This is a genomic window from Gemmiger formicilis (genome assembly GCF_016900095.1).
Classification (GTDB): Bacteria; Bacillota; Clostridia; order Oscillospirales; family Ruminococcaceae; genus Gemmiger; species Gemmiger formicilis_A.
This window is the reverse complement of the sequence record NZ_JACJJP010000010.1, coordinates 1-23,456: the sequence shown is the minus strand read 5'-3', so window position 1 is coordinate 23,456 and position 23,456 is coordinate 1. Positions and strand designations below refer to the sequence as shown.

17 protein-coding genes are annotated in these 23,456 nt (G+C 59.2%); 8 read left to right on the top strand and 9 right to left on the bottom strand.

Annotation, left to right across the window (positions count from 1 at the left end):
• Positions 1-103: 103 nt before the first annotated feature.
• The 3 genes from H6B15_RS06445 to H6B15_RS06435 all read right to left on the bottom strand — a co-directional run bounded on the left by H6B15_RS06445 (position 104) and on the right by H6B15_RS06435 (position 3,185).
• On the bottom strand, positions 104-1,306 hold the full coding sequence (locus H6B15_RS06445) for an MFS transporter (RefSeq protein ID WP_204647175.1): 1,203 nt from the start codon (positions 1,304-1,306) through the stop codon (positions 104-106).
• 119 nt (positions 1,307-1,425) lie between these two features.
• Entirely contained in the window at positions 1,426-2,316 is an 891-nt protein-coding gene (locus H6B15_RS06440; RefSeq protein WP_204647174.1) for a helix-turn-helix transcriptional regulator, read from the bottom strand.
• Positions 2,317-2,423: 107 nt separating this feature from the next.
• On the bottom strand, positions 2,424-3,185 hold the full coding sequence (locus H6B15_RS06435; RefSeq protein WP_204647173.1) for a 4Fe-4S binding protein: 762 nt from the start codon (positions 3,183-3,185) through the stop codon (positions 2,424-2,426).
• A gap of 188 nt (positions 3,186-3,373) precedes the next feature.
• On the opposite strand from H6B15_RS06435, the gene H6B15_RS06430 reads away from it, so the two are divergent.
• From H6B15_RS06430 to H6B15_RS06410, 5 genes are all read left to right on the top strand, one after another.
• Positions 3,374-3,823 carry an Rrf2 family transcriptional regulator gene (locus H6B15_RS06430; protein ID WP_204647172.1) on the top strand — a complete coding sequence of 150 codons (450 nt, stop codon included), beginning with the start codon at positions 3,374-3,376 and terminating at the stop codon, positions 3,821-3,823.
• 182 nt (positions 3,824-4,005) lie between these two features.
• Positions 4,006-5,304, top strand: coding sequence for a nickel-dependent lactate racemase (gene larA / locus H6B15_RS06425; RefSeq protein ID WP_204647171.1), 1,299 nt, complete (start codon positions 4,006-4,008; stop codon positions 5,302-5,304).
• A gap of 182 nt (positions 5,305-5,486) precedes the next feature.
• The gene (locus tag H6B15_RS06420) at positions 5,487-6,860 is read left to right on the top strand and encodes an MATE family efflux transporter (RefSeq protein ID WP_204647170.1); all 1,374 of its coding nucleotides are present in this window, start codon (positions 5,487-5,489) and stop codon (positions 6,858-6,860) included.
• Between the two features lie 141 nt (positions 6,861-7,001).
• Positions 7,002-8,249, top strand: a complete 1,248-nt coding sequence (locus tag H6B15_RS06415; protein WP_204647169.1) for an iron-containing alcohol dehydrogenase — start codon at positions 7,002-7,004, stop codon at positions 8,247-8,249.
• Complete coding sequence (locus tag H6B15_RS06410; protein WP_345941951.1) at positions 8,215-9,585, top strand: aldehyde dehydrogenase; 1,371 nt, start codon at positions 8,215-8,217, stop codon at positions 9,583-9,585. The genes H6B15_RS06415 and H6B15_RS06410 overlap by 35 nt, the downstream gene beginning before the upstream one ends.
• Before the next feature lie 81 nt (positions 9,586-9,666).
• On the opposite strand, the gene H6B15_RS06405 is transcribed toward H6B15_RS06410, so the two are convergent.
• From H6B15_RS06405 to H6B15_RS06380, 6 genes are all read right to left on the bottom strand, one after another.
• Positions 9,667-10,014 carry a hypothetical protein gene (locus H6B15_RS06405; RefSeq protein WP_204647167.1) on the bottom strand — a complete coding sequence of 116 codons (348 nt, stop codon included), beginning with the start codon at positions 10,012-10,014 and terminating at the stop codon, positions 9,667-9,669.
• A gap of 163 nt (positions 10,015-10,177) precedes the next feature.
• The gene (locus tag H6B15_RS06400) at positions 10,178-11,212 is read right to left on the bottom strand and encodes a M42 family metallopeptidase (RefSeq protein WP_430661832.1); all 1,035 of its coding nucleotides are present in this window, start codon (positions 11,210-11,212) and stop codon (positions 10,178-10,180) included.
• A 403-nt stretch (positions 11,213-11,615) separates the two neighbouring features.
• Positions 11,616-11,822 carry a hypothetical protein gene (locus tag H6B15_RS06395; protein ID WP_204647165.1) on the bottom strand — a complete coding sequence of 69 codons (207 nt, stop codon included), beginning with the start codon at positions 11,820-11,822 and terminating at the stop codon, positions 11,616-11,618.
• A 382-nt stretch (positions 11,823-12,204) separates the two neighbouring features.
• Entirely contained in the window at positions 12,205-14,274 is a 2,070-nt protein-coding gene (locus H6B15_RS06390; RefSeq protein ID WP_204647164.1) for a beta-galactosidase, read from the bottom strand.
• A gap of 182 nt (positions 14,275-14,456) precedes the next feature.
• The gene (locus tag H6B15_RS06385; protein WP_204647163.1) at positions 14,457-17,138 is read right to left on the bottom strand and encodes a glycoside hydrolase family 2 TIM barrel-domain containing protein; all 2,682 of its coding nucleotides are present in this window, start codon (positions 17,136-17,138) and stop codon (positions 14,457-14,459) included.
• A gap of 361 nt (positions 17,139-17,499) precedes the next feature.
• Positions 17,500-18,441, bottom strand: a complete 942-nt coding sequence (locus tag H6B15_RS06380) for an AraC family transcriptional regulator (protein ID WP_204647162.1) — start codon at positions 18,439-18,441, stop codon at positions 17,500-17,502.
• 155 nt (positions 18,442-18,596) lie between these two features.
• Here H6B15_RS06380 and H6B15_RS06375 point away from each other — a divergent pair, with 155 nt between their 5' ends.
• From H6B15_RS06375 to H6B15_RS06365, 3 genes are all read left to right on the top strand, one after another.
• Positions 18,597-21,857: a tetratricopeptide repeat protein gene (locus H6B15_RS06375; protein ID WP_204647161.1), complete on the top strand. Its 3,261-nt coding sequence runs from the start codon at positions 18,597-18,599 to the stop codon at positions 21,855-21,857.
• A gap of 233 nt (positions 21,858-22,090) precedes the next feature.
• A complete protein-coding gene (locus H6B15_RS06370) occupies positions 22,091-22,924 on the top strand; it encodes a cell division protein FtsQ (RefSeq protein WP_204647160.1) in 834 nt (277 codons plus the stop codon).
• Between the two features lie 6 nt (positions 22,925-22,930).
• On the top strand, positions 22,931-23,456 hold a 526-nt coding region (locus tag H6B15_RS06365; RefSeq protein WP_204647159.1), incomplete at its 3' end, for an ABC transporter ATP-binding protein.

Below are 23,456 nucleotides of genomic sequence, written 5' to 3'. Positions count from 1 at the left end.
TCAGTGTACCACACCCGGCGGACGGGGGCAATCGCCACCGGAAAAAAAGAAAAACCCGGCCAAGGACCGGGCAAACCCGAAAACGGGTTTCAACAGGCAACAATCAGAGGTGGGAGGCAGGCGCCGTTTTTTTCCCGGTTTTCAGTACCCACAAGCCGAGGGTCAGGGCAATGGGAAAGACGACGGCGGCCAGCAGGCCGTTTTTCAGGCTTCCCCCCGCCATGCCGGAAAACACCCCCACCGACAGGGGACCGGCAGTGCCGCCCAAGTCGCCGGCCAGGGCCAGAAAAGCAAACATGGCGGTGCCGCCCGTGGGGCAGGCGCGGGAAGAAAGGCTGAGGGTGCCGGGCCAGAGGATGCCCACCGAAAACCCGCACAGAGCGCAGCCCGCCAGCCCCAGAACGGGAGAAGTGGACAGGGCGGCCAGCAAATAGCAGGCGACACACAGGGCGCCGCATCCCAGCATGATCTTGTGCAGTTCGCCGCTGCGGCCCATGCGGGCGTACAGCAGCCGGGCAAGACCCATGAACACGGCAAACAGGCACGGGCCCGCCAGGTCGCCCACGGTCTTGGACACCCCCATGGCCGATTCGGTGAAGGCAGAGGCCCACTGGGCCATGGAGGCTTCCGCCGCCCCGGAGCACATCATCAGAATGACCAGCAGCCAGAACACCGGCAGACGCAGCAGGCTGCGGATCTTCATGCTCTGTCCGTCCGCCACCAGCTGCCCCAGGGGACAGGTGAGAAAGCCGAAGAAGTTCACAAAGGGGACAAGGGCCCACAGCATGGTCAGAATCCGCCAGTTGTCCACCCCGAACAGAGCAAAGAACAGGGTGGACCCCAGGATGACCGCGGCAGCACCCCAGCAGTAAAAGGAATGGAGCAGGCTCATCCGCCCTTCCTTGTTTTCGAAAGGACAGGCCTCCACAATGGGGCTGATGAGCACTTCAATCAGGCCGCTGCTGACCGCATAGACCACCACCGCCACCAGGATTCCCGCAAAGGGAGAAGGCATCAGATCCGGCAGAAAGGCCAGCATGACCAGCCCGACGGCGGACAGGATGTGGGCCAGCACCGCACAGCGCCGGTATCCCACCCGGTCCACAAAGTTGGCTGCGGCCAGATCGATGAAAAGCTGGGTCAGGTAAAAGACGGTGGGGATCAGGGCAATCTGTTCCAGTGAGATCGCATAGGTCTTTTGAAAGGTCAGAAAAAGCAGCGGTGCATAGTTGGCGCAGATGGCCTGTGTCACATAGCCCAGATAACAGGCATGCAAGGTTTTCTGATAGTTCGGTTGTATGGTCATGGCAATCCCTTTCTGTGTTGTATCCATCGGAGAAAATGACTTGTTGTGCCGTAACGACGTATGGCATTATAACAACATTTTTAGGGATAAAAAAGGGATAAAGCCGCCAAAAGATAGCACTATTTTCCCAAAGTGCGGACGTGGCCGGGAGCGTATCCGTAAGTTTTGCGGAACTGGCGGGTGAAATAATTGGCGGACCGGAATCCGCAGGCAAACCCGATTTCCTGCACGGTCAGGGAAGAAGTGCGAAGAAGCCGGTGGGCGGTCTGAAGCCGGTACCGGATCAGCGCGCCGGTGGGGGAACAGCCCAGATATTCCTGAAAGCAGCGGGAAGCCTCGCTGCGGCTGATGCTGGCGGCACCGGCAATTTCATCCAGGGTGATGGGGTCGGCGTAGTGGCGGTAGATGTAGTCCAGCATCTTCTGAACCCGCACCTGGGTACGCAGCTGGACCCTGGTGGCAGGAAACCGGGGCAGGGTGTCCAGGTGGCAGAACAGAAATTCGAACAGGCGGTTCAGATTGCGCTGCACCACCATTTCATAACAGCCGGTCTGCCCTTTCAGGCAGGCAAATATTTCGTCCACCAGACGCCGCACCTCCTCGTACCGGTCATCCTGCCTGCGGAACACCACAAAGGGCAGGGAGGGGCAATCAGCAATGGGGGCGATATATTTGTGGTAGATGGCGCCGGTTTCCGGGGCAATCAGTGTGCCCGAAAAGACAATGATGGGCAAAGGGTCGGCCTCGGTGCCGGCCACCTGCCGCACCCCGTGCAGCAAGTTGCCGTTGACAAAGAGGATGTCCCCCGGGTACAGAAAAAGGTGTTTCTGCCCCACCTGGTAATCCAGGGTGCCGCTGTCCGCCCGGGCAATCTCGAAATCCGGATGCCAGTGCAGCGGACCCGCCCGGCCGGGCAGGTCCGCCAGCTCCCCTTCAAAGTAGGTGATGGGAAAAACATTCGATTCATGGGAAATCTGCTCCCGCAGATCCCGGCCCAGCAGGACAGACATGGCGGGCACCTCGCTTTCCGCACAGGAAAATACTGATTCTTACAGTATAGCAGAAATTTCTTCTCCGCACCATGACCCTTGGGGCTGATAATCCCGGGACTACCCGGTCACAGATAAAGCTCACACTTTTTGCGCTGGGAACAGACCTTTTTCAGCATGGCATTGACGGCGGCCATCATCACCGGATTGACCTTCCGTGCGTCGTGGGGGCATACCTGCACGCAGCGCATGCAGGAAATGCAGGCCTTGGCGTCCACCTTTTTGGGGTCCCGGGCATCAATGGCCTGCACCGGGCATTTCTCGGCACACACGCCGCAGTCCACACAGTCCTTGGTGGGTTTGGGCACCATGCCGGCGCTGCCGCTCTTTTTGTAAGGGCGGTTGCCCGGAATCTGCGGCACCGACATATCCCCCCGGTCCAGCTTGGCCCGGATTTCTTCGGCAAAGCGGCAGAGCTGCTCCCGGTCCTGCTCGTCCGGCCGTCCGGCAGCAAACTGGCGGGCGATGGAATGCTCCGCCACGGCGGCAACTGCCCCCACAACCCGGAACCCGGCCTGCTCCGCCGCGTCCTGCAACTCCACCAGAGTATCCTCATAGGCGCGGTTGCCGTACACGCACATCAGAATCCCCTTGGCGCCCTTCGCCCGGATGCGGGACAACCGCTGCACCGCCACGGCGGGCACCCGGCCGCCGTAGGACGGAACCGCGATCACCGCCAGGGCGTCCTCTTCCGGAACCAGCGCGGAAAAATCCTGCCCGCTGTCGGTCAGATCCACAAAGCGACTCTCCTTGTCCAAGGCGTCGCACAGAATGTCCGCCGCTTTTTTGGTTCCGCCGGTGGGGCTGAAACAGATTTCATACAGTTTCATGGTAACCATGCCTCCCATACTGGATGCCTGCGGTATCTTGTCGGGGCGGTGCCCTTGCAATTTGCGCAGGGAACAGATACAATAATGGTGTAAAAATAATCTTTACATCTTTCGCCAGTATACCATGAGGGCGATGTAAAGTCAATGATTACAGCTCTCCGGCTCACGCATTGGGAAAGGATTTCATCATGCAGATCAGTATGAAATGTTCGGTGGCGGTGCATTGCCTGCTTTTTATCTGGGAAGCCCGGAACAAGGTCCGGGTTACCAGCACGTTGCTGGCCCAGAGCACCGGCTGCAACCCGGTGGTCATCCGCAACATCCTCAGCGCCCTGAAAAAGGCCGGGCTGATCACGGTGGCCAGAGGACAGGGCGGGGCGGAGCTCTGCCGGGAACCGGAACAGATCACCTTGTACGAAATCTATACCGCCCTGGAACCTAAGGGGATCACCTCCCTCATCGGCATCCATTCCTGTGACGGCCGGGCCTGTCCCGTGGCACGGAACATTCGCCGGGTGCTGCAGCGCCCCTACCGGCAGATCGAGGAAGCCGTGGCCGCCACCATGAAAACGATCACTTTGGCTTCCATGATTGAGGATCTGGAAGCCGGGGGCGATATGCCTTCTGCCGACCGATAACAGCCCCGCCCCGCCGCAACCGGCGGGGCTTTTTGTTGTGCGATGCCCGGGAACGCAGGCATACCCTGTTTGTCTGCCGGGGCCTTTCCTTGATTTTTACCCGGCAAAGTGCTACCATCAAAAACAGAACAGAACCCTTCGACACATACCCAGACCATACAGAATACAGAAGGCGAAACGATATGGAAAGCATGAAATACAGCGATACCACCTTTGCCGTGCCCCTGGACCCGAAGCAGATTGTGGCGGAAGTCCATGCCAACGCGGTGGATTTCCCCAAACGGACGGTGCGGGAACACATCGAGTACGCCCTGGACCATCCCATCGGCGCCGGGCCCATTGAGGAGGCCGTCACCCCGGGGGACAAGGTGTGCATCATTATTTCCGATACCACCCGCCGCTGGCAGCAGCCCAGCGCCTACCTGCCGGTTCTGGTGGAACGGCTCAACAAAGCCGGTATTCCCGATCAGGACATTCTCATCCTCTGTGCCACCGGAACCCACCGCAAGCAGACGGAGGAAGAGCACATCTCGCTGGTGGGGGAGGACCTTTACCGCCGGATCCGCTTCCTGGACCATCAGTGCGACGACAAGGAACATCTCACCTATGTGGGAACCACCAGCCGGGGCACGCCGGTCTGGCTGAACAGTTACGCCATGGCCTGCGACAAGATCATCCTCACCGGCGGTGTGGTCTACCATTTCCTGGCCGGTTTCGGCGGCGGCCGCAAGTCCATCGTCCCGGGCATTGCGGGGCGGGAAACCATCAACACCAACCACAACAATGCCCTGAACAAAGGCCTGGGCAGCGGTTCCAATCCCCGAGTGTGCAACGGCAACATGCAGGCAGACAACCCCTTCCACAGCGACCTGATGGAGTGCGCCGCCTTTGCCAGGCCCGCGTATCTTCTCAACGTGATTGTGGATGACAACTACCAGATTGTGGGGGCCTTTGCCGGTGACTGGCGCCAGGCCCATGCGGCGGCCGCCAAGGCGGTGGAACAGCTGGACGGGGTGCCCATTCCCCGCCGCACACCGCTGGTGATTGCCAGCGCGGGGGGCTATCCCAAGGACATCAACCTCTATCAGACATCCAAGACCCTCTCCAACGCATTGGCGGCGGTGGCGCCCGGCGGTACCATGATTCTGCTGTCCCAGTGCCGGGAAGGCTTCGGCGACCCGGACTGCGAAAACCAGATCTGCGGTTACGATACCATGGAAGCGCGGGAAAAGGCGCTTCGCGCCAACTTCTCCATCGGCGGGTTCGTGGGCTTCCTCTTTGCCGAAACGGCGGAGAACTACCGCATGATTCTGGTTACCGACATCCCCGCCGAGCGTTTTGTGCACACCAGGATTCAGGTGGCCCGGACGCTGGAGGAGGCGTTGGCCCTGGCTGCCCGGGCCAACGGCGGCAGCCTGGACGGGGTCGAAACCACCCTGATGCCCCACGGCGGCAGTACCTTCCCTCTGCCCCAGGCGTAAAATCTATTCTTTATACACTACAGCGGGCGACCTGTCCATACGGGCCGCCCGTTTTTTATAGGCAGGCGAATCTGGGCAATTTCCGGCTGAAATTGCATATAGGCCGGTATGGGCGATGGTGCTATAATGGAAAAAATCAGTCTTAAAGCAAATTTTTCCTTCCTCAAAGGAGGCGTATCCCCATGTCAGGTACCGCGACCCGTGTCGATATGACGCAGGGCGCCATTTTGCCCACCGCCATCTGGTTTGCCCTGCCGATCTGTGCCGGCAATGTGCTGCAGCAGCTCTACAGCACCGTGGACACGCTGGTTGTCGGCAATTTCTGTGATGCCTCGGCCCTGGCGGCGGTGGCCACCAGCTCCCAGCCCCTGGAAATCCTGCTCTGCGTATTTCTGGGCATCGGGTCGGGGGTTTCCATCCTGGTATCCCAGGCAGCGGGCCGGGGCGATGCCGACCGCCAGCAGGAACTGACCCGCACGGCCGTTTGGCTGCTTTATGCCGCTGCCCTGCCTCTGACTGTGGCGGGACTGGTGCTGGGACCGCTGCTTCTGCGCCTGATGCAGGTGCCCGCCGATGCCTGGGACAACGCCGTGCTCTATCTGCGCATCACCACGCTGGGATGCCTGGGCAATATGGGGTATAATCTCAATGCCGGGATCCTGCGCGGGCTGGGCAACAGCCGCGCTTCGCTGTGGATGCTGGTGGTCAGCTGCATTGTCAACATCGTGGGAGACCTGGCCTTCGTGGGGGGCTTCGGGATGGGGGTCGGCGGTGCGGCGCTGGCCACCACCGCCGCCATGATGCTCTCCTGGGGGTTCAGCCTTTTCTATCTGTGCCGTCATATGCCGGAAATCCGCTTCCCGCTGCTGCCCGCCGGCCACGACCCTGAAACCCTGCGGGAAATTCTGCGCGTGGGTGTGCCGCTGGGATTGAACAGCGCTCTGTATTCGGTGGGACACATTCTGCTGCAGACCCTGTACAACACCCAGGGATCCATCTTTGTGGCCGGGTGTTCGGTGGCCGGCAAACTCAGCGCCCTTGCCAACATCGCCATTACGTCCTTTTCCAACGCGGCGTCGGTCTTCTCCGGCCAGAATTACGGCGCCGGCCTGACCGACCGCCTGCGCAAAGGCGCCCTGCGCATTCCGCTGGCCTGCGGCGGCTTTACCCTGGCCTGCGGGCTGCTGCTGACGCTGTTCGGCCGACCGGTGCTCGCCTTGTTCACCCGGGATGCCGCCGTACTGGCGGTGGCCCAGCGGTATGTGCTGGTTGTGCTGCCTTTTACCTGGTGCTATGCGGTGTTCAACGGCATCATGAGCTACCTGAACGGTGTGGGCGAAATCCGCTATCCCACCATCGTCAATGTGCTGATCCTCTGGGCCATCCGGATTCCTTCCGCCTGGCTGCTGGCGGCGGTGGGGCTGGGCGGCTACGCCATGGCCGGCATCTCCCTGAGCTTCGTGGCCGGAATGGTGGCCATGCTTCCGTTCTACCGCACCCGCCGCTGGAAAAATATCTGCCGCCAATGCGAGAAGAACGCTGCCGACGCTGCGTGAGCCCGGTACCGGCATGGTTGTGCGGTGACTCGTCATTTTTGACAGTTTTCTAAAAATATTTATCTAAAGTTTTACTTGACAGTGTCTGCCGTTTTGTCTTATCCTTTATCGTAGCGTCCATAGTGGGAAAGGATGAGATAAATGAACGTTGTCAAGAAGATTTATTGCCGTGTTTTTCAGACAGGTATGCGCATGGCCCTGCCTTTTTTGCCCTACCGGGAGCCTAAGCTGATCGAAGGCGTTGGCGGCGTTCCCGCTGTTCTGCGTGAGCACGGAATCGATTGCGTCATGCTGGTCACCGACGCCGGGGTACACGGTCTGGGTCTGACCGCCCGCCTGGAGGAAAATCTCAAGGCTGCCCACATCCGCTGCGTCGTGTATGACCGCACAGTGGCCAATCCCACGGTGGCCAATGTGGAGGAAGCCCGGTCCCTCTATCTGGAAAACGGCTGCCGGGGCCTGATCGCCTTCGGCGGCGGCTCTTCCATGGACTGCGCCAAAGCGGTGGGCGCCCGCATCGTGCGGCCCAAAAAGTCGCTGGACAAGATGGAAGGCCTTCTGCATGTGATGCACCGCCTGCCGCTGCTCATCGCGGTGCCCACCACCGCCGGCACCGGCAGTGAGACGACCCTGGCCGCCGTCATCACCGACGAAAAAATCCATCACAAGTATCCCATCAACGATTTCTCGCTGATTCCCCATTACGCTGTGCTGGACCCCGATGTGACCCTCAACCTGCCCCGGCAGCTGACCGCCACCACCGGCATGGATGCGCTGACCCACGCGGTGGAAGCCTATATCGGCCGTTCCACCACCAAGGGCACCCGTGCCGCCGCCATCGAGGCTGTGCAGCTGATCTTCAACAATCTGCCGGAAGCCTACTACAACGGTCACAACCGGGAAGCCCGGGCCAACATGCTGCGGGCTGCCTACCTGGCCGGCACCGCCTTTACCAAGAGCTACGTGGGCTATGTGCATGCCGTGGCCCACAGCCTGGGCGGGCGCTACGGCATCGCCCACGGCCTGGCCAACAGCGTTCTGCTGCCCATCGTGCTCAAGGCCTACGGCAGTGCTGCCTGGAAAAAACTGGCCGAACTGGCCCGGGCATCCGGCGTCTGCCAGGATGCCAGCGATGAGGTTGCCGCCAAGGAGTTCATCGCCTACATCGAAGCCATGAACGCCGCGATGGACATTCCCGAGACGCTCCCCGGTATCCTTACCGAGGACATTCCCCAGCTGGCGCGCTACGCCGACCATGAGGCCAACCCCCTGTATCCGGTACCGGTTCTGTGGGGGCCCGACCAGCTGGAAAACATGTACAAACAAGTTCAGGAGGTTTCCACCCATGACGGAAATGGAGATTCAATCCATTCTCAAACGGCAGCGTGAGTATTTCGCTGCCGGCCACACCCTGCCCGCCGAAGCCCGCATCGCGGCCCTGAAAAAGCTCAAGGCCTCGCTGCAGAACCATGAGCAGGATCTCGCCCATGCCCTGAAAACCGACCTTGGCAAGTCCGCCACCGAAAGCTATATGTGTGAGACAGGGCTGACCCTGTCCGAAGCAACCTGGATGATCCGCCATGTCCGCCGCCTGATGCGGGAACGGCGGGTGCCCACCCCGCTGTCCCAGTTTGCGGCGCGGAGCTTCCGCTCTCCCAGCCCCTACGGAAACGTGCTCATCATGAGTCCGTGGAACTATCCCGTGCTGCTGACCCTGGACCCGCTGATCGACGCCATTGCCGCCGGCAACACCGCCATCGTCAAACCCAGCGCCTACGCCCCGGCCACCGCCGCCGTGCTGCAGCAGATTGTGGCAGAATGTTTCCCGCCGGAACATGTCTGCGTGATCACCGGCGGCCGTGCCGAAAACCAGGCGCTGCTGCACCAGAAATTTGATATGATCTTCTTTACCGGCAGCAAGGCTGTGGGCAAGGAGGTGCTGCGCTGTGCCGCGGAATATCTGACCCCCGCCGTACTGGAACTGGGCGGCAAGAGCCCCTGCATTGTAGAAAAATCCGCCAAGATCGGTCTGGCCGCCAAGCGCATTGTTTTTGGCAAGTATCTGAACTGCGGGCAGACCTGTGTGGCGCCGGACTATATCCTCTGCGACGCCTCCATCCGGGATGAGCTCATCGCCGCCATTCAAAAGGAGATCACCGCTCAGTTCGGTGCTGATCCCATGGCCAACGAGGATTACGGCAAGATCATCAATGAAAAGCACTACCGCCGTCTGATGGGGCTGATCGACCCCGCCAAGGTGGTTTGCGGCGGCACCGGCGATGAGGCCGCCCAGCGCATTGCGCCCACGGTCATGAAGGATGTGACCCGGGAGGATGCCGTCATGGGCGAAGAAATCTTCGGACCCATCCTGCCGGTGCTGACCTACACCGATCTGGATGCCGCGCTGGCAGACATCGAAGCCCAGCCCCATCCGCTGGCTCTCTACCTCTTCAGCGAGGACAAAGCCGTGCAGCGCAAGGTGCTGGATCGCTGCCACTTCGGCGGCGGCTGCCTGAACGATGTCATCATCCACCTGGCCACCAGCGAAATGCCTTTTGGCGGCGTGGGGGAGAGCGGCATGGGCGGCTACCACGGCAAAGCCGGATTCGAGGCCTTCAGCCATCTGCGCAGCATTGTGGACAAGAAGACCTGGCTGGACATGCCGGTGCGCTACCAGCCCTACACCAACCAGAAGGACAAGATGCTGCGATTCTTCCTGCAGTGATTTTTCGGCAATCCCGATAAAGAAAAGCGACGGCCCCGACCAAATGGTCGGGGCCGTCGTTTTCCCCAAAGTGGGTCTTTCTTACAGGTTGAGCAGTACCAACGCCCCCAGAATCATCCCGGCGGCGCCCATCTGGCGGCGGTTGAGCCGTTCATGGAACAGGAAGAAACTGACCACGCTGATGATCAGGATCACCCCCACGCTGTAGAAGGGATAAACCAGGAAGGCAGGCAGCTCGGTGAGGGCCCCCAGCCAGCAAGGGGTAAAGTCCCCTTGGTAGAGCGTTTTGGGCTCCATGGAAACAAAGGCCAGCAGGGCACAGGTAATGTAGTTGACAAAATAGACACTGTACGGGCTGCTGGTGTTCAGGTATTTCAGAACGATGGACAGTACAGAACTGGACAGCAGCACCAGGACAAGGAACAGCATGCACAAACCCCTCTCTTTATGGACAACATACCCCTACACTATATACCACTTTGTGCCCAAAATAAAGCACCCGGCATAGTGCAAACTGCCAAAGCTCCATCCGGTTGCCGCAGAAAGAAGGAGCGGCAACGCCCAGCGTTCCCGCTCCTTGTTTGTGAAAATCTCAGGCCAGTTCCAGGTAGAGTGCCGCCAGCTGCATGGTGGCATGCAGGGCGTCCAGATGGGTGCGCTCCATGCCGTGGGAAGCATGGACCCCCGGCCCGATGAGGGCGGCCCGGCAATCCATGCCGGAACGCCAGGCAGCACCCACATCCGAACCGTAGTGCGGGTAAATGTCTACCGCGTAGTCCACGCCGTGCTCTTTGGCCAGCTCCACCAGGCGGCTGACCATGCCGTAGTCGTAAGGGCCGCCGTTGTCCTTGGCGCAGATGGAGACCTGGTATTCGGTGCAGCTCAGATCCTCACCGATGCAGCCCATATCCACCGCCAGCAGTTCGTCCACCGTGGGCAGGGTGGCGCCGCCGTGGCCCACCTCCTCATGGACGGTGAGGGTGAAGTAGGTCTCATACCGGGGACGGGTACCGGTTTCGCGCATCTGCCACAGCAGGGTCAGCAGACAGGCAGCGCTGGCCTTGTCGTCCAGAAAACGGGACTTGACAAAACCGCTGTCGGTGACGGTGGTCTTGGGATCGTAGCAGATATAGTCGCCGGGGGCGATGCCCAGGGCCAGCACGTCCTCCTTGGTGTGCACCTTCTCGTCGATGCGCACGGCCATGTTTTTCTCGTCCCGGGCACGGGTGGCCGCGTCGTCCTGCACATGGACCGAGGGCGACAGACTGAGCACCGTGCCGGTGTATACCTTGCCTTCCCGGGTGTAGATGCGGCAATATTCACCGTCCAGGGTGGGCAGCAGCGGACCGCCCACCTTGGTGACCATCAGCATACCGTCGGCGGTGACCGAGCGAACCATCAGCCCCAGGGTGTCCACATGGGCGCACAGCCCCACCTGGCGGCCGGTTTCCCGGCCGGGCACCGTGATCACCAGGTTACCCTTGTTGGTGCGCCGGGTGGCAAAACCCAGCTCCCGGGCAATGCTCTGCGCCACCGTTACCACCTTTTCGGTAAAGCCGGTGGGGCTGTCCTGCCCGAGCAGTTTCCGCAGCGTATCCACCAGGAAGTCCCGGCGGGCTTCCTGCATTGTTCCTTCTGTCATTTTTCCCATCCTCTCTTTGTGATCAGGTTTCCGGTTCCATCTTACAAAAAAAATCCGCCGTTTGCAAGGGGATGCCTGCGGCCGATCCTGGCCCTGACGGGAAATATGGCGTGCTGAGGAAGCTTCCTGCATGGCAAAAAAAGTTTCCATATGACCCGGCATCAGACGGGGAAATCAGCGGATCCTGTGACCCAGAAGGAATGTGACAAACAAAATGCCTGCCGATGGCGGCAGGCACAGCGGAAAATATCGGGCGGTTATGATGGCTCCGGCAGGGAAAGGGGGACCATCCTCACTTTGCCGGCTCCACCGGTTCATTGCAGGGGATACGCTGCAGCAATTCCCGGGCTGCCGGAATAAGCAACGGCGGTCCCGGGCAAACAAACGTTCAGTAATTCCAGATGTTGTTTTCCAGCCCGCGCAGCCGCATGCGAAAATCCGCAACCATCTTTGCGGCATCCTTGCAGTCGGGAAAGGTGACGAGGTAGTCGTCTCCTGCCTGGTGAAAACTAATGACACCGGCAAGGCCTGCCATCTCAGCTACCTTGACCAGGGTGTGAAAATCATATTCCATGGAACTGAACATTACATTCATGGGTAAGCGCTCCTTCGATGCTTCACAAAAGTGAGATATACGCCGGCATGACGCTTTTATAAGCATACCATAGAAGTGCGGCAGATTGCAATGCGTATCTGAGAATAAAAATCACGGCAAGAACCAAATACCCACGATGTCCGGAGATGTTTTGCAACCGTCTTTTTCAGCCCAAACACCCGGCAGTTCATCCGCTCATTGCCGGTCCCCGAGACGGCGGTGGGCGTTTGTTTTTTGCTCCGTTCGCAGCAGAGCGCGGAGGCAATCAGCCGGGACCGTATCCTGACCACCGCATCCTGCGCGGCCCGGAAATTCCCCTTCCAAACGGCTGGCCGATCCTTCCCACAGCGATCCCTGCGATTCAGGAAGGAAAATCTAGGAATCACACGTCTTGGGGTTCCATGTAAATCTGTTGTGAAGGCGGAGTGGTTACCAGATAGCAATGCTTGTTGTATAACAGAGAAGCGGGGATCCGCCACGGCTTACCACAATAGAAGGTATCCGCCACAAGGTGGCCGTCCGCATAAATCTGAGCCACATCGCAGGGCATCTCAAGGGAGACAAAGCCCTCCGGGCCAGTCACCGTCAGGGTGTACCAGTTCCGCGGTGCGGGTCCGCCCAGCACCAGTTCTTCCGCATAGGCAGGTGTGAAGGGTTCTGCACAGGGCGTTACCGTGATCTGTGCGGGGGAAAAAGCGCGCCTTTCGCTCCGGGGAACAAAGTGGTCTTCCTTCCACAGGGCGTAGGAAAAATCTCCGGGCTGAACTGCCTGGAGTGAATCTTCCTGCCAATAGAGGTCGCATCCGTCACCCAGGAATACCTGACCATGCAGCTTGCGAAGCCAGAGCGCTTTTTCCAAGGGCAGGGTCACCAACCGCAGATCGCCCGCTGTCTGTACCGAAATACCATCCCCCGCACGCAGAAGGGGACCGCCTTTTACCTGATACTGTGCCGGAATACCGGGGATAGAGGCAAAGAAACAGGTGTTGCCTGTCCGGCACAGGGGCTGCGCTGTGGCCCATGCGAGGGTCTGTGTTCCCAGCGAAAGTCCGAAGGGGAAGAAGAAAGCCGTATCTCCCGCCACCGTGATGGGCGGAAAAGTCATGGTGCCGGTGTCCAGCACTGCATTCTCAACGGGGTCCAGTGTGGCGTGGCGTTGGTAATGATTGACAAACACAAAACCCGCCTTGCCATTTGTACGCATACAATAACGCAGGGCTTTTCGGTCCTGGGGTGCAGGCCGGTTGCCTTTGCATGCGCAGACGTTTTCCATGCCGGCCAGCTCCGGACCGAAATCGGCAATAAAAAGATGAAGCAGGTTGAGCCAGCGGTACTGGGGCTGGGTTTCACCATATTGGGTCAGCGCGGTGTCAAAGTCATAATTCAGAATGGGATAGTCGTTGGGATAGCCGGTGGCCCGGGACTCCTGGAAGGTGGACTCCTGTCCCAGCGGATTGGTGCCCCCATGGTACATATAATACCCTACCAGATTGTTGCCGCATCCCAGTTTGACCAAGGAAAGGGCATAGGCATCCATGCCGGAAATGCGCACCCGGCGGTGGTAGGTGGACTGCTGGCCGGCCCCGATTTCGCAGGTGGCGTAGGGGTACTGGTCGTATGGCAGCTGCCAGCCGTCCGGTGCCACCGTCTGAAGTACATCGGCGCCCACAGCCGCATCATTGCGGTTGGTGTCGAAGACATAATGAGGGGAAAGGGGCAGCGGATTGCAGTGCTGTGTCCACGGGGCATCCGGGTAGGCTGCAAAAACCGGCAACACCTCCTGCACGGGGATGCGCGCGCCACTGACCGAGTTCCATCCCGTGACCGTGTAGAGGGGAACATCGTACCCGATCTCCACGGCCATTTCTTTTAGAGTGGCCAGATGTTCACTGTCATCCACCAGTTCGTTTTCCAGCTGGATTCCCACGATAGGACCGCCGTCCTTGTACAGAAGACCATGGATCTGGTCAAAAATGGCTTGATACCATTTGCGCACCACAGCCAGATAGGCGGCGTTGTTGCAGCGCAGCGGAATGCCCTTCCGGACCAGCCAGTCAGGAAAACCTCCGTTGCGGCATTCCCCGTGGGCCCAGGGTCCGATGCGCAGCAGTACGTCCAGCCCTGCCTTCTGGCAGCAAAGTACAAAGCGCCGCACGTTGCAGGCACCGGAAAAAGTACACTGGCCCTCCCGCTCCTCGTGGTGAATCCAGAACAGGTAGCTGGACACGATCGTGATACCGCCGGCCTTCATCTTGCACAGTTCCGTTTCCCAGTCTTTCGGATCGCAACGGGAAAAATGAAATTCCCCCATAACGGGCAGCCAGGGCTTGCCGCCCCGTGTCAGGTACAGACTGGTGACATCGATGTGCTCTCCCTGGGGGTTGCATCCGCCAAGATGCAGATGCCCCTGGCGGATGGGGGAGGGGTGGTATTTTTCAAATGTATAGCGCATGAGGAAGCCTCCTTGGCGATTTATTCGGAACAATCAATGGCAATGGGATTCCGCTCCGGTCTGCAACAGATTCTTTCCCGCAGAAATTTCAGATCGCAAGGCAGCCGCCGTGTGCGGCCGGAGCAAGAACACTTTCTTCTCCTTGCATTTTTGGCGCGTCCGCATGGATTTTCCCGGTCCTGTCAGGAGTCTTGGAAAAGCACCCACCGCTGCAGATCGGAAGGGGTGACTTCGGGAACGGAGTGGGTCAGGGGGCCGTTCAGATAGTGTACAAGACATTCCAGAAGATACCGGCACTCGGGAAAATCCCGATGCGATAAAAGGCCCATGCCGCTTATGAGGATTCGGCCTTTTCCCAGCCGGGCTTCCCATAAAAGGCCCAGGTTGTTGAGCCGGGTTACGCTGTCCAGAACGCGTACAATGGGGGGAAAGGAAGCGGGCAGCACCATGGCCCGGCCATGGGACTGCGCCCACCATTGCCAGCTGCTGCAAAAGCTTGTGGGATAACGGGACAGCGCCGGATGACCGGAGTCAATCAGCAATCCCATGGTTCCGCCCTGCTCCGGAAAGGTACCCACCGACCAAAAATCGGTGCTGAACTGGCACGCCAATGATGTGGGATAATGTTCTTGGTCAGCGGGTAAATCAATCAGGGCGCAGGCCCCGTCCTGAACTTGTTGCAGGGCGTTGGCCGTCACGGCGTTCAGCACTAGCACCTGCGGTGGAAGATTCTTCTCGGCGGCAGGATAGCTCCAAATGGGATATTCGTTGCGAAATTGCTCCACAGACAAAGCCAATGTCAACGAATGGGCACGGTTATCCGTGGGCAGCTTCTGACAGATGGTTCCCGCAGAACACAGCCCACCCGCGGGCCAGCCGTTTTCGGCGTGAAATTCCCCGCAGGAAAGCAGGGTGTTGCCTTCCCTGAGCTGCCAGCACAGCGGTCCATGGATGGTTTCGGTGCCATAGTTGGCCAGGTGGAGATCGGCACGAAAACACTGGCCGGCCTCATAGGTATAGGTATCGAAGCAAGCCAAAGGAAGCACGGGGGAGAAAAAGCGGCGAAAGCGTTTGGGATCCGCAAAGTCCTGCGGCTTCCGGTTCAGGTGGGCATCCATCATTCCCACCAATGCCGTGCCCTGCCCGGGAAAATCCTGCAGCCCCAACAGCGAAAGACCGCTCATCTCGGGTGTTCTCAGAACAGCTTCCACTTCCTCGCGGTAGCACAGCAAGGCCAGTTCACCGCTGGCCTGCACGCCCTGCTGCCAGTAAGCACAGGCTCCGGTCTCTTTGGCCCGGCGTTGGATGGCGCTAAGATTTTCCGGGATGGTGATTCCGTCAAATTTTTCAATCTGGTCAAAATCGGGCCAGCTTTCATACTGTCCCACTTCAAAACCAAATACCGGTATGTCGCCTGCCATTGCGGCGGCCTTGCGATAGTTTTGGCGCGTTCCCGGACGGCATTGGTTCAGGTGACCGATCATGGGGGAACTGGTGGCCCGAAGCATCTGCTTTCCGTAGGCAGCGGATGTATAAAAGTCGCTTACCCCGTCATAGCCCTGCTCCCCGTATTGTCCATTGGAGGAAGCGGCATACAGTCTGGTGGAATCCAGTTTTCGGGCCAGGTTTACCAAATCCGCCATGTGGCTGTGTCCCAGATCGCCGGTACACAGTTCGTTGCCCAGGGTCAGCATCACAAAGGACGGATGATTGGCATAACAGAGCAGGATCTGGCGCAATTCTGCTTCATAGTATTCCAAACTGTGAGGCGTTTCCAACGCATTTTTGAAGTTCCAGTCAGACAGTTCCGGCTGCATCAGCATTCCAAGTTCATCCGCGGCCGAAAAAGCAGCTTCCGGCGGGCACCAGGAATGAAACCGCATACAGTTGACACCGTAAGCCTGATAGCGTTGCAGAATATCCAACCAGGCCGATTTTTCCATGGGCGGATACCCGGTCCGTGGAAAGACGCAGCAGTTTGCCTCGCCCCGAAGAAAAAACCTGTGACCGTTCAGGGTCAGGTGACCCTGCCGTACCGAAAAGGTACGTACGCCGAAGCGCGCCCGCCCGTCGGAAACTTTTGTGCCGTTGATCAGGAGCGTGGCGGTAAGCTCGGTCAAGGCGCCTTGCCCCTCTTCCCACCGGGGAATCTGCGGGTCCGGGGCAATGTCCCGCAGCCATACCGCGGTGACACTGCCGGTCAAAGGCTCCAATGTCCACCTTGTGCTTTCCAAGCGCAGCGGCTCTTTCAGGGCAGGTCCTGCCAGCAGCACAGCCGCTTGGCCGGCGGCTTTTTTCAGAACATCTGCGCCCACCGCAACATCCAGTGCGATGTCAAGCCGTTCGCCGCGCGGATAGACCCGAACATCCTTGACCCAGAAGGCGGGACAGGTGTGGATGCAAAAACGCCCCAGGATCCCGTTCCAATTGGTCTGCGTCTCGTCGGTGGCTGCCGATGCGTGCAAAATATCCTCCCTTGGCCAACCGGCATAGGAATTGTCGACACAAAGGCTTATCTGGACCTCTTGCCCGGCCCAGCGGGTCAGTTCAAAGAAACAGGGGGTGCTCAGCGTGGCCGGCTGAAGGGGCGGAACAGGTTCCCCATTGATGCGCAGCTCTAAATGGCGGGATCTCTCCGCTTCAAGGATGAGCCGCTTGTCCGATACGGCGGGCAGAGTGAGCGTTCTGGTAAAAATCGCTGCTCCGGTCCATGTATAGCGGCGTGTCAGCCGGGTCTCGAGGTTGGGAGCATCCGGAAGCCCGACCTGATTTTCATCGAGGGTCCCGGGCAAATGAACTTCCGTTATGGGGAAATTGGGTACCTGTACTTTCCACAAGCCAGTTAGGTCGATTGTGATTCCCATTGGTTATCCTCTTTTCGGCAATTGTGATTTCTCCGTCTGGGGAAGGGACGTTTCCCTTTCCAAGGGGATATTTTTAGCGGAAGCTGCTGAACGGCAGCAGAAAGATTTTCAACTTTATTCTACTGTTTCGGCCCATCCCTGCAAATGGCAAATATTGAAAAAAGATGGACAAAATTCCACCGTGCACAAAGCCGTTCTTCCTCCTTGACAGCCACGGGCGCCTGAAAAGCAAAACAGGAGTGGCACCGCTGACGCCGCACCACTCCCGCTCAGGTTGAATATTCCTGTGCAGAGGCCCCTTTGGGGTGTTGTCTTTTCTAACCGGGGCAGTCCCGAAAACCGCCGGCCTTTTTGTGCATGTTCAGTTTTGAACGAACGTACCATTCCAGGAAGCAACGTTCAGCTTCTGGGAATCGGGAAACTCCTGTGAACCCTTCTGGTAATCCCGGGGGGAGACCCCGACCACTTTCTTGAAAGCACGCGAAAAGTAATAGGGATCCCTGTACCCCAGATGCTGGGCTACCTCATAGATATATTCCCTGCCGGAGCGCAACAGATTGCAGGCTTCTTTCATTTTAAGGCGGGTGAAAAAATCCATGGGTGCGTGACCGGTACATTGCTTGAACACAGCGCTGAGCGAGCTTTGGGAGAGCCCCACAGCTTGGGACAACTCTGCCAGCGTCAGATCCTGGCCGATATGCCGGTACATGAACCGGACTGCCCGGGTGACCTGCCGGTTCTGTAAGGCCGTGGTGCCGGTTTCCTGCCGATGGGCATAGGTCTCGCCCAAAATCAGGGCCAGCAGTTGGGAAAGATAAATAAAGTTGCCCAAGGTGTAGTCCTGCTCCAGCGTATGGAAGAGCAGATTAAAGAGAAATTCCATCCGCTGTACCGTTTCGGCGGCAGCAAAACGGTATACACGCAGCGAGTCCAGCGGGTAATAGCGGCAGTCCTCTCCCTTAAAATGAACCCAGAGCAGACTCCATGGGTCCTCCTCGTCTGCCCAATAGCGATGCTTGCACAGACGCGGAATACAGAAAACCTCGTTTTCTGCCAGGGGATAAGTTTGTCCATCTATCTCCACCATACCCCGGCCGCTGGTACAGCACAGGAAAATATATTCCTCAAGGCCTTCGCTGCGTTCCCGATAATGGTGCGCGGCATGTGGGAAGAAGCCGGCATCTGTCAGATAAAGACGGCGTACCAGGGGGTGTTCTGCATATTCGGAAAAGGCTTCCGTGGGCAGCACGATGTAAATTTCTCCCGCGAAGCCATCCTTTTTTCTTTCAATTTGAATTTCCATGATTACACTATAGCATGATGCCGGAAGATTGTCCATTATTTTTGAGGATAAGCCATTTTTCCCATCCGCGCGGTGCGTTACAATGGTGTTGCAACAAGGCAGGCTTTCTGAAATGTTGGCCGATACACAAAACGAAAAGAAAGAGATCGTTGACCATGAATGCTTCTGCAAGAATCTGGGAGGAAACCATCCTCCTGCCCACCTATCCGGCGGCCGAACCGGAAAAAAATCCCCTTTTTATCGAAAAACGCGCCTACCAGGGCAGCACCGGAAAGGTGTACCCGTTGCCGGTGACGGAGAAGGTCTATGACCGGAAAGAGGACCGTCCTTACCGTGCTGTGTGGCTGGAAAACGAATACCTGAAGGTCATGGTTTTGCCCGAACTGGGCGGGCGCATTCAGCGCGCTTACGACAAGACCAACGGATACGATTTTGTCTACTACAACCATGTCATCAAGCCTGCCCTGGTAGGGCTGACCGGGCCATGGATTTCCGGCGGCATTGAGTTCAACTGGCCGCAGCACCATCGCCCCTCCACCTTCTCTGCGGTGGATTATTCCCTGGCAGAGCATCAGGACGGCTCGGTCACTGTCTATGTGGGGGAAACGGACAAGATGTACGGCACCAAGGGGATGGCCGCCATCAGCCTGTACCCCGGCAAAGCCTACATCGAGATCCAAGGCCGGCTGTACAATCCCACCGATCTGCCTCAGACCTTTCTGTGGTGGGCCAACCCCGCCGTGCCGGTAAACGACCATACCTACTCGGTATTTCCGCCCGACGTGAATGCCGTCATGGATCACGGAAAGCGTGCGGTTTCCACCTTTCCCATCGCCACCGGGGAATATTACAAATGTGACTACTCCGCCGGTGTGGACATCTCCCGCTATAAAAACGTGCCGGTGCCCACCTCCTACATGGCGGCGCATTCCGACTTCGATTTTGTGGGCAACTACGACGAATCCCGCCAGGCCGGGCTGCTCCATGTGGCGGACCACCACGTCTCCCCGGGCAAAAAGCAGTGGACCTGGGGCAACGGCGACTTCGGCCGCGCCTGGGACCGCAACCTGACCGATGAGGACGGTCCCTACATCGAATTGATGACCGGCGTCTTTACCGATAACCAACCCGACTTCACCTGGCTCAAACCGCAGGAAGAAAAGACCTTTGTCCAGTATTTCATGCCTTATAAGGGCGTGGGCCGGGTGGGCAACGCCTCCCGGGACGCGGCCGTCAGCTTTGAAAATCTGCCCGACGGCACCGCCGCCGTCCATGTGTATGCCTCGGGGGATTATGACGGCGCCACCATCCGGGTGCTGCGGGACGGTGCCTGCCTGTACGAAAAGCGCACCGATCTTTCCCCCAAAGCCTGTTTCCGGGACACCTTCCCTACCGGGGGCGATCTGCGCGGTTGCGAAGCCATTGTGGAAGCGAAGGGGAAAACGCTGGTACGCTATCGCTTCTATGAGCCGGAACTGCAGCCCGTTCCTTCCCCGGCGGAGCCCCTGAAAGCGCCGGAAGAACTGCGTTCCACCGAAGAGCTGCACCTGGCGGCCACCCATCTGGAACAGTACCGGCATGCCACCTTTGAGCCGGCCGACTACTACCGGGAAGGGCTGCGTCGGGACCCCAGCGACATCCGGCTGAACAACGGCTACGGCCTGCTGCTTTTCCGCCGGGGCCGGGTGAAGGAAAGCATCCCGTATTTCCAACGGGCAGTGGAAAAGCAGACCTGGAAGAACCCCAACCCTTACAACGGCGACTGCTACTTCAACCTGGGCCTGGCCCTGGAAGCTGACGGCCAGCATGAAAAAGCCTACGATGCTTTCTTCAAATCTACCTGGAGTGCCGAAACCCAGAGCGCCGGCTTTTACTGGCTGGCCTGCCTGGAAGCCCGCAAAGGCAACTGGGAGCAGGCACTGACCTTTGTGGATCACTCGCTGGTGCGCAACTGGCACAACATGAACGGGCGCTGCCTGAAAGCTGCCCTGCTGCGCCGGCTGGGGCGGGACAACACCGCCCTGCTGGCCGAGAGCGTGGCCATCGACCCGCTGCACATGGGCTGCCTGTACGAGAAAGCCCTGGGAGAGGGAAGCCTGGACGGCTGGCGCCGCACCATGCGCGGCGAAGCCCACAACTATCTGGAACTGGCACTGACCTATGCCAAAGCCGGGCTGTTGCAGGAGGGCATCGCCATTCTGCATGCCTGCCCCGAGCAGACCGCCATGCCCGCCTATTATGAAGGATACCTGCAGATGCTGTCCGGTGAGGAGGAGACCGCCCGTGCCTGCTGCCTGCGGGGGGAAGGCCTGGCCGACGGCGGTTGTTTCCCCAACCGTGTGGAGGAAATCGCCATTCTGGAAAATGCCATTCACTTGCTGGAGCGTGCTCCCAAGGCCCACGCCTATCTGGGCTGCCTGCTGTACGACAAAAAGCAATATGAGGCGGCAGTTTCTCACTGGGAACAGGCTGCCCGGCAGGATCCGTCGCTTTCCATGGCGCACCGGAACCTGGCCATCGCCTACTACAACAAGCGGAACGACGCCAACGCTGCCATGAAAGAGATGGAAAAGGCCCGGGCACTGGACCCCACCTACCCTCGTCTGCTGCTGGAATATGACCAGCTGGCTGCCCGGCTGGGACGCTCCAACAGGGAGCGCCTGCAAATGCTGGAAGCTGCGCTGCCTGTGGTGCGGGAGCGGGACGACCTGTACCTGCGCTACATCACCCTGCTGAACTGCGTGGGGCGGTACCGGGAAGCCTATGATGCCATCATGAGCCGGAAGTTCCACCCCTGGGAGGGCGGAGAAGGCAAGGTAAGTGCCCAGTACCGGTTTGCGCTGATCCATCTGGCACAGGCCGCCCTGTCTGAAGGCAATTGTGCCGAGGCGGTCCGCTTGCTGGAACAGAGCAAAGTGTATCCCCACAATCTGGGCGAAGGCAAACTGCCCAATGTTCCGGACAATGAGGCGGATTATTGGCAGGGCGTTGCCCTGCGCCGGGCCGGCAATGAGGAAGCCGCCCGGGCGGCTTTCCGGCGCGCTGCCCAAGGCGCCCAGGAGCCGGGAAGTGTCCTGTACTACAATGACCAGCCTTCCGACTTCATCTTCTATCAGGGGTTGGCCCATCGCGCCCTGGGCGATGAAGCCGCCGCCTGCAAGGCGTTCCACAAATTGATTGCCTACGGTGAAAAACACCTCTTCGACCAGGTGGGGTACGACTTCTTTGCCGTGTCTTTGCCCGAAATTGAAGTCTTTGCCGACGACATTGCCCTGCGCAACCGCCAGTACTGCAACTATCTGCGGGCACTGGGCTGCACCGGTCTGGGCAGGCGCAAAGAAGCCCGGCAGCTTACAGCGGAGATTCTGAACCGGCAGCCTGACTACCAGGGGGCGCTGGAAATCGCCAATATTTAAATGGTCTCTTCTTAACAGCCCGGCCGCCATTGTATGGCGGCCGGGCTGTTGTAAAAAGCGGGGTCTGCCACAGAGGTAGGGGCCCCGGACAGACAGGAACCTACTTTACTGAAAATTAACTTTCATTTTACTACTTTGTGGTGGAGAAACTTTCATAATCGGCCTACAATGAAACCGTACCCCGCAAAGGGGACAAAACGGAGCAAATGAAAACATTGGGGAGGCAATCCGCTATGAATGCAACGCAAACCAAGACGATGAATCAGTCCCAGAAACTGATGGTCTTCGTGCTGACCATGTCGCTGTATGGCCTGGCCACGCTGTTCACCGAACTGATTCCGAAATTCCAGGTGGGCCTGGTGGAATTTTCCGTGGAGTATTTCCTGTTCATCCCGCTGGTGCTGGCCATGTTGTTTGATCCCTTGTCGGCGGCGCTGGGCGCAGCCACCGGCGAGCTGGTCTTCAGCGAGATCATGCTGGGCCAGTTTGGTGGTCTGGGGGAGCTGGAAAAGTTCATCACCGTCACCATCGGCGTCTACCTGGCGGGGCGGCTGGTGCGTGACCCCCGCAACACCCGCATGGTGGGGATTGCGGCCTTCCTGGGCACCGGCGCCCAGCTGCTCATGGGCACCATTGTGGACATCTGCAAGGTGCAGTTTGCGGTGGAAGATTTTGAGGCCGTGGCCGGTCTGCCGGAAAGCGTCTTTGCCACCGAGGGCTTTGCCTTCCTCAACGATCTGCTGTTCTCGGGCATCTTCTTCTGCCTGCTGCCCACCCTCTACCTGGTTCCCAAACTCTACGGCAAGATCGAGCCCCTGCTGGGCATGAGCCCCCGCACGCCGGAAACCGCCGCCCCTGCTCTCAGCGGCAAGACGCTGGCGGGCTGTGCTGTAGCCTTTGTCTGTGCCATCGCGGCCGAAATGCTGGCCACCAGCGGCCTGGAGCTCATCGACTGGGAGGCTTCCTGGGCGGAAAGCGGCACCGCCTTTGCGGTGGGCATGATCGTGGCCGCCATAATGGTTCTGGCGGTGCTGGTTGTCATGAAGAAAAAGGCTGAGGCGAAGTAAAGCGGTATGTCCATCATCGAGATCAAAGACCTTTGTTATACCTATCCCGGCGCGGCGCAGCCCACCCTCCGTCATCTGAACCTGACGGTGGAACAGGGAGACTTTCTGGCCATCGTGGGCAACAACGGCTGCGGCAAATCCACCCTGTGCAAGGTGCTCAACGGGCTGATCCCTCATTTCATCACGGGAACTTTTTCCGGTTCGGTCAAAGTGGCCGGCCAGGAGACCCGGCAAAGCGATGTGGGCAGTCTGGCCCGCAAGGTGGGGTACGTCTACCAGGATTTTGAAAACCAGATCGTCCGCCCCACGGTGCTGGACGACGCCTCCTACGCCTGCCTGAACTATGGCATGACCGACTACGAGGCCCAGGGCCGGCAGGCGCTGGCCCGGTGCGGCCTGCAAGGGCGGGAGGAGGAATACGTCTGGCAGCTTTCCGGCGGGCAGACCCATCTGCTGGCCCTGGCGGGGGCGGTGGCCCTGGGCCCGGACATCCTGATTCTGGACGAACCCATCGCCCAGCTGGACCCCGGCC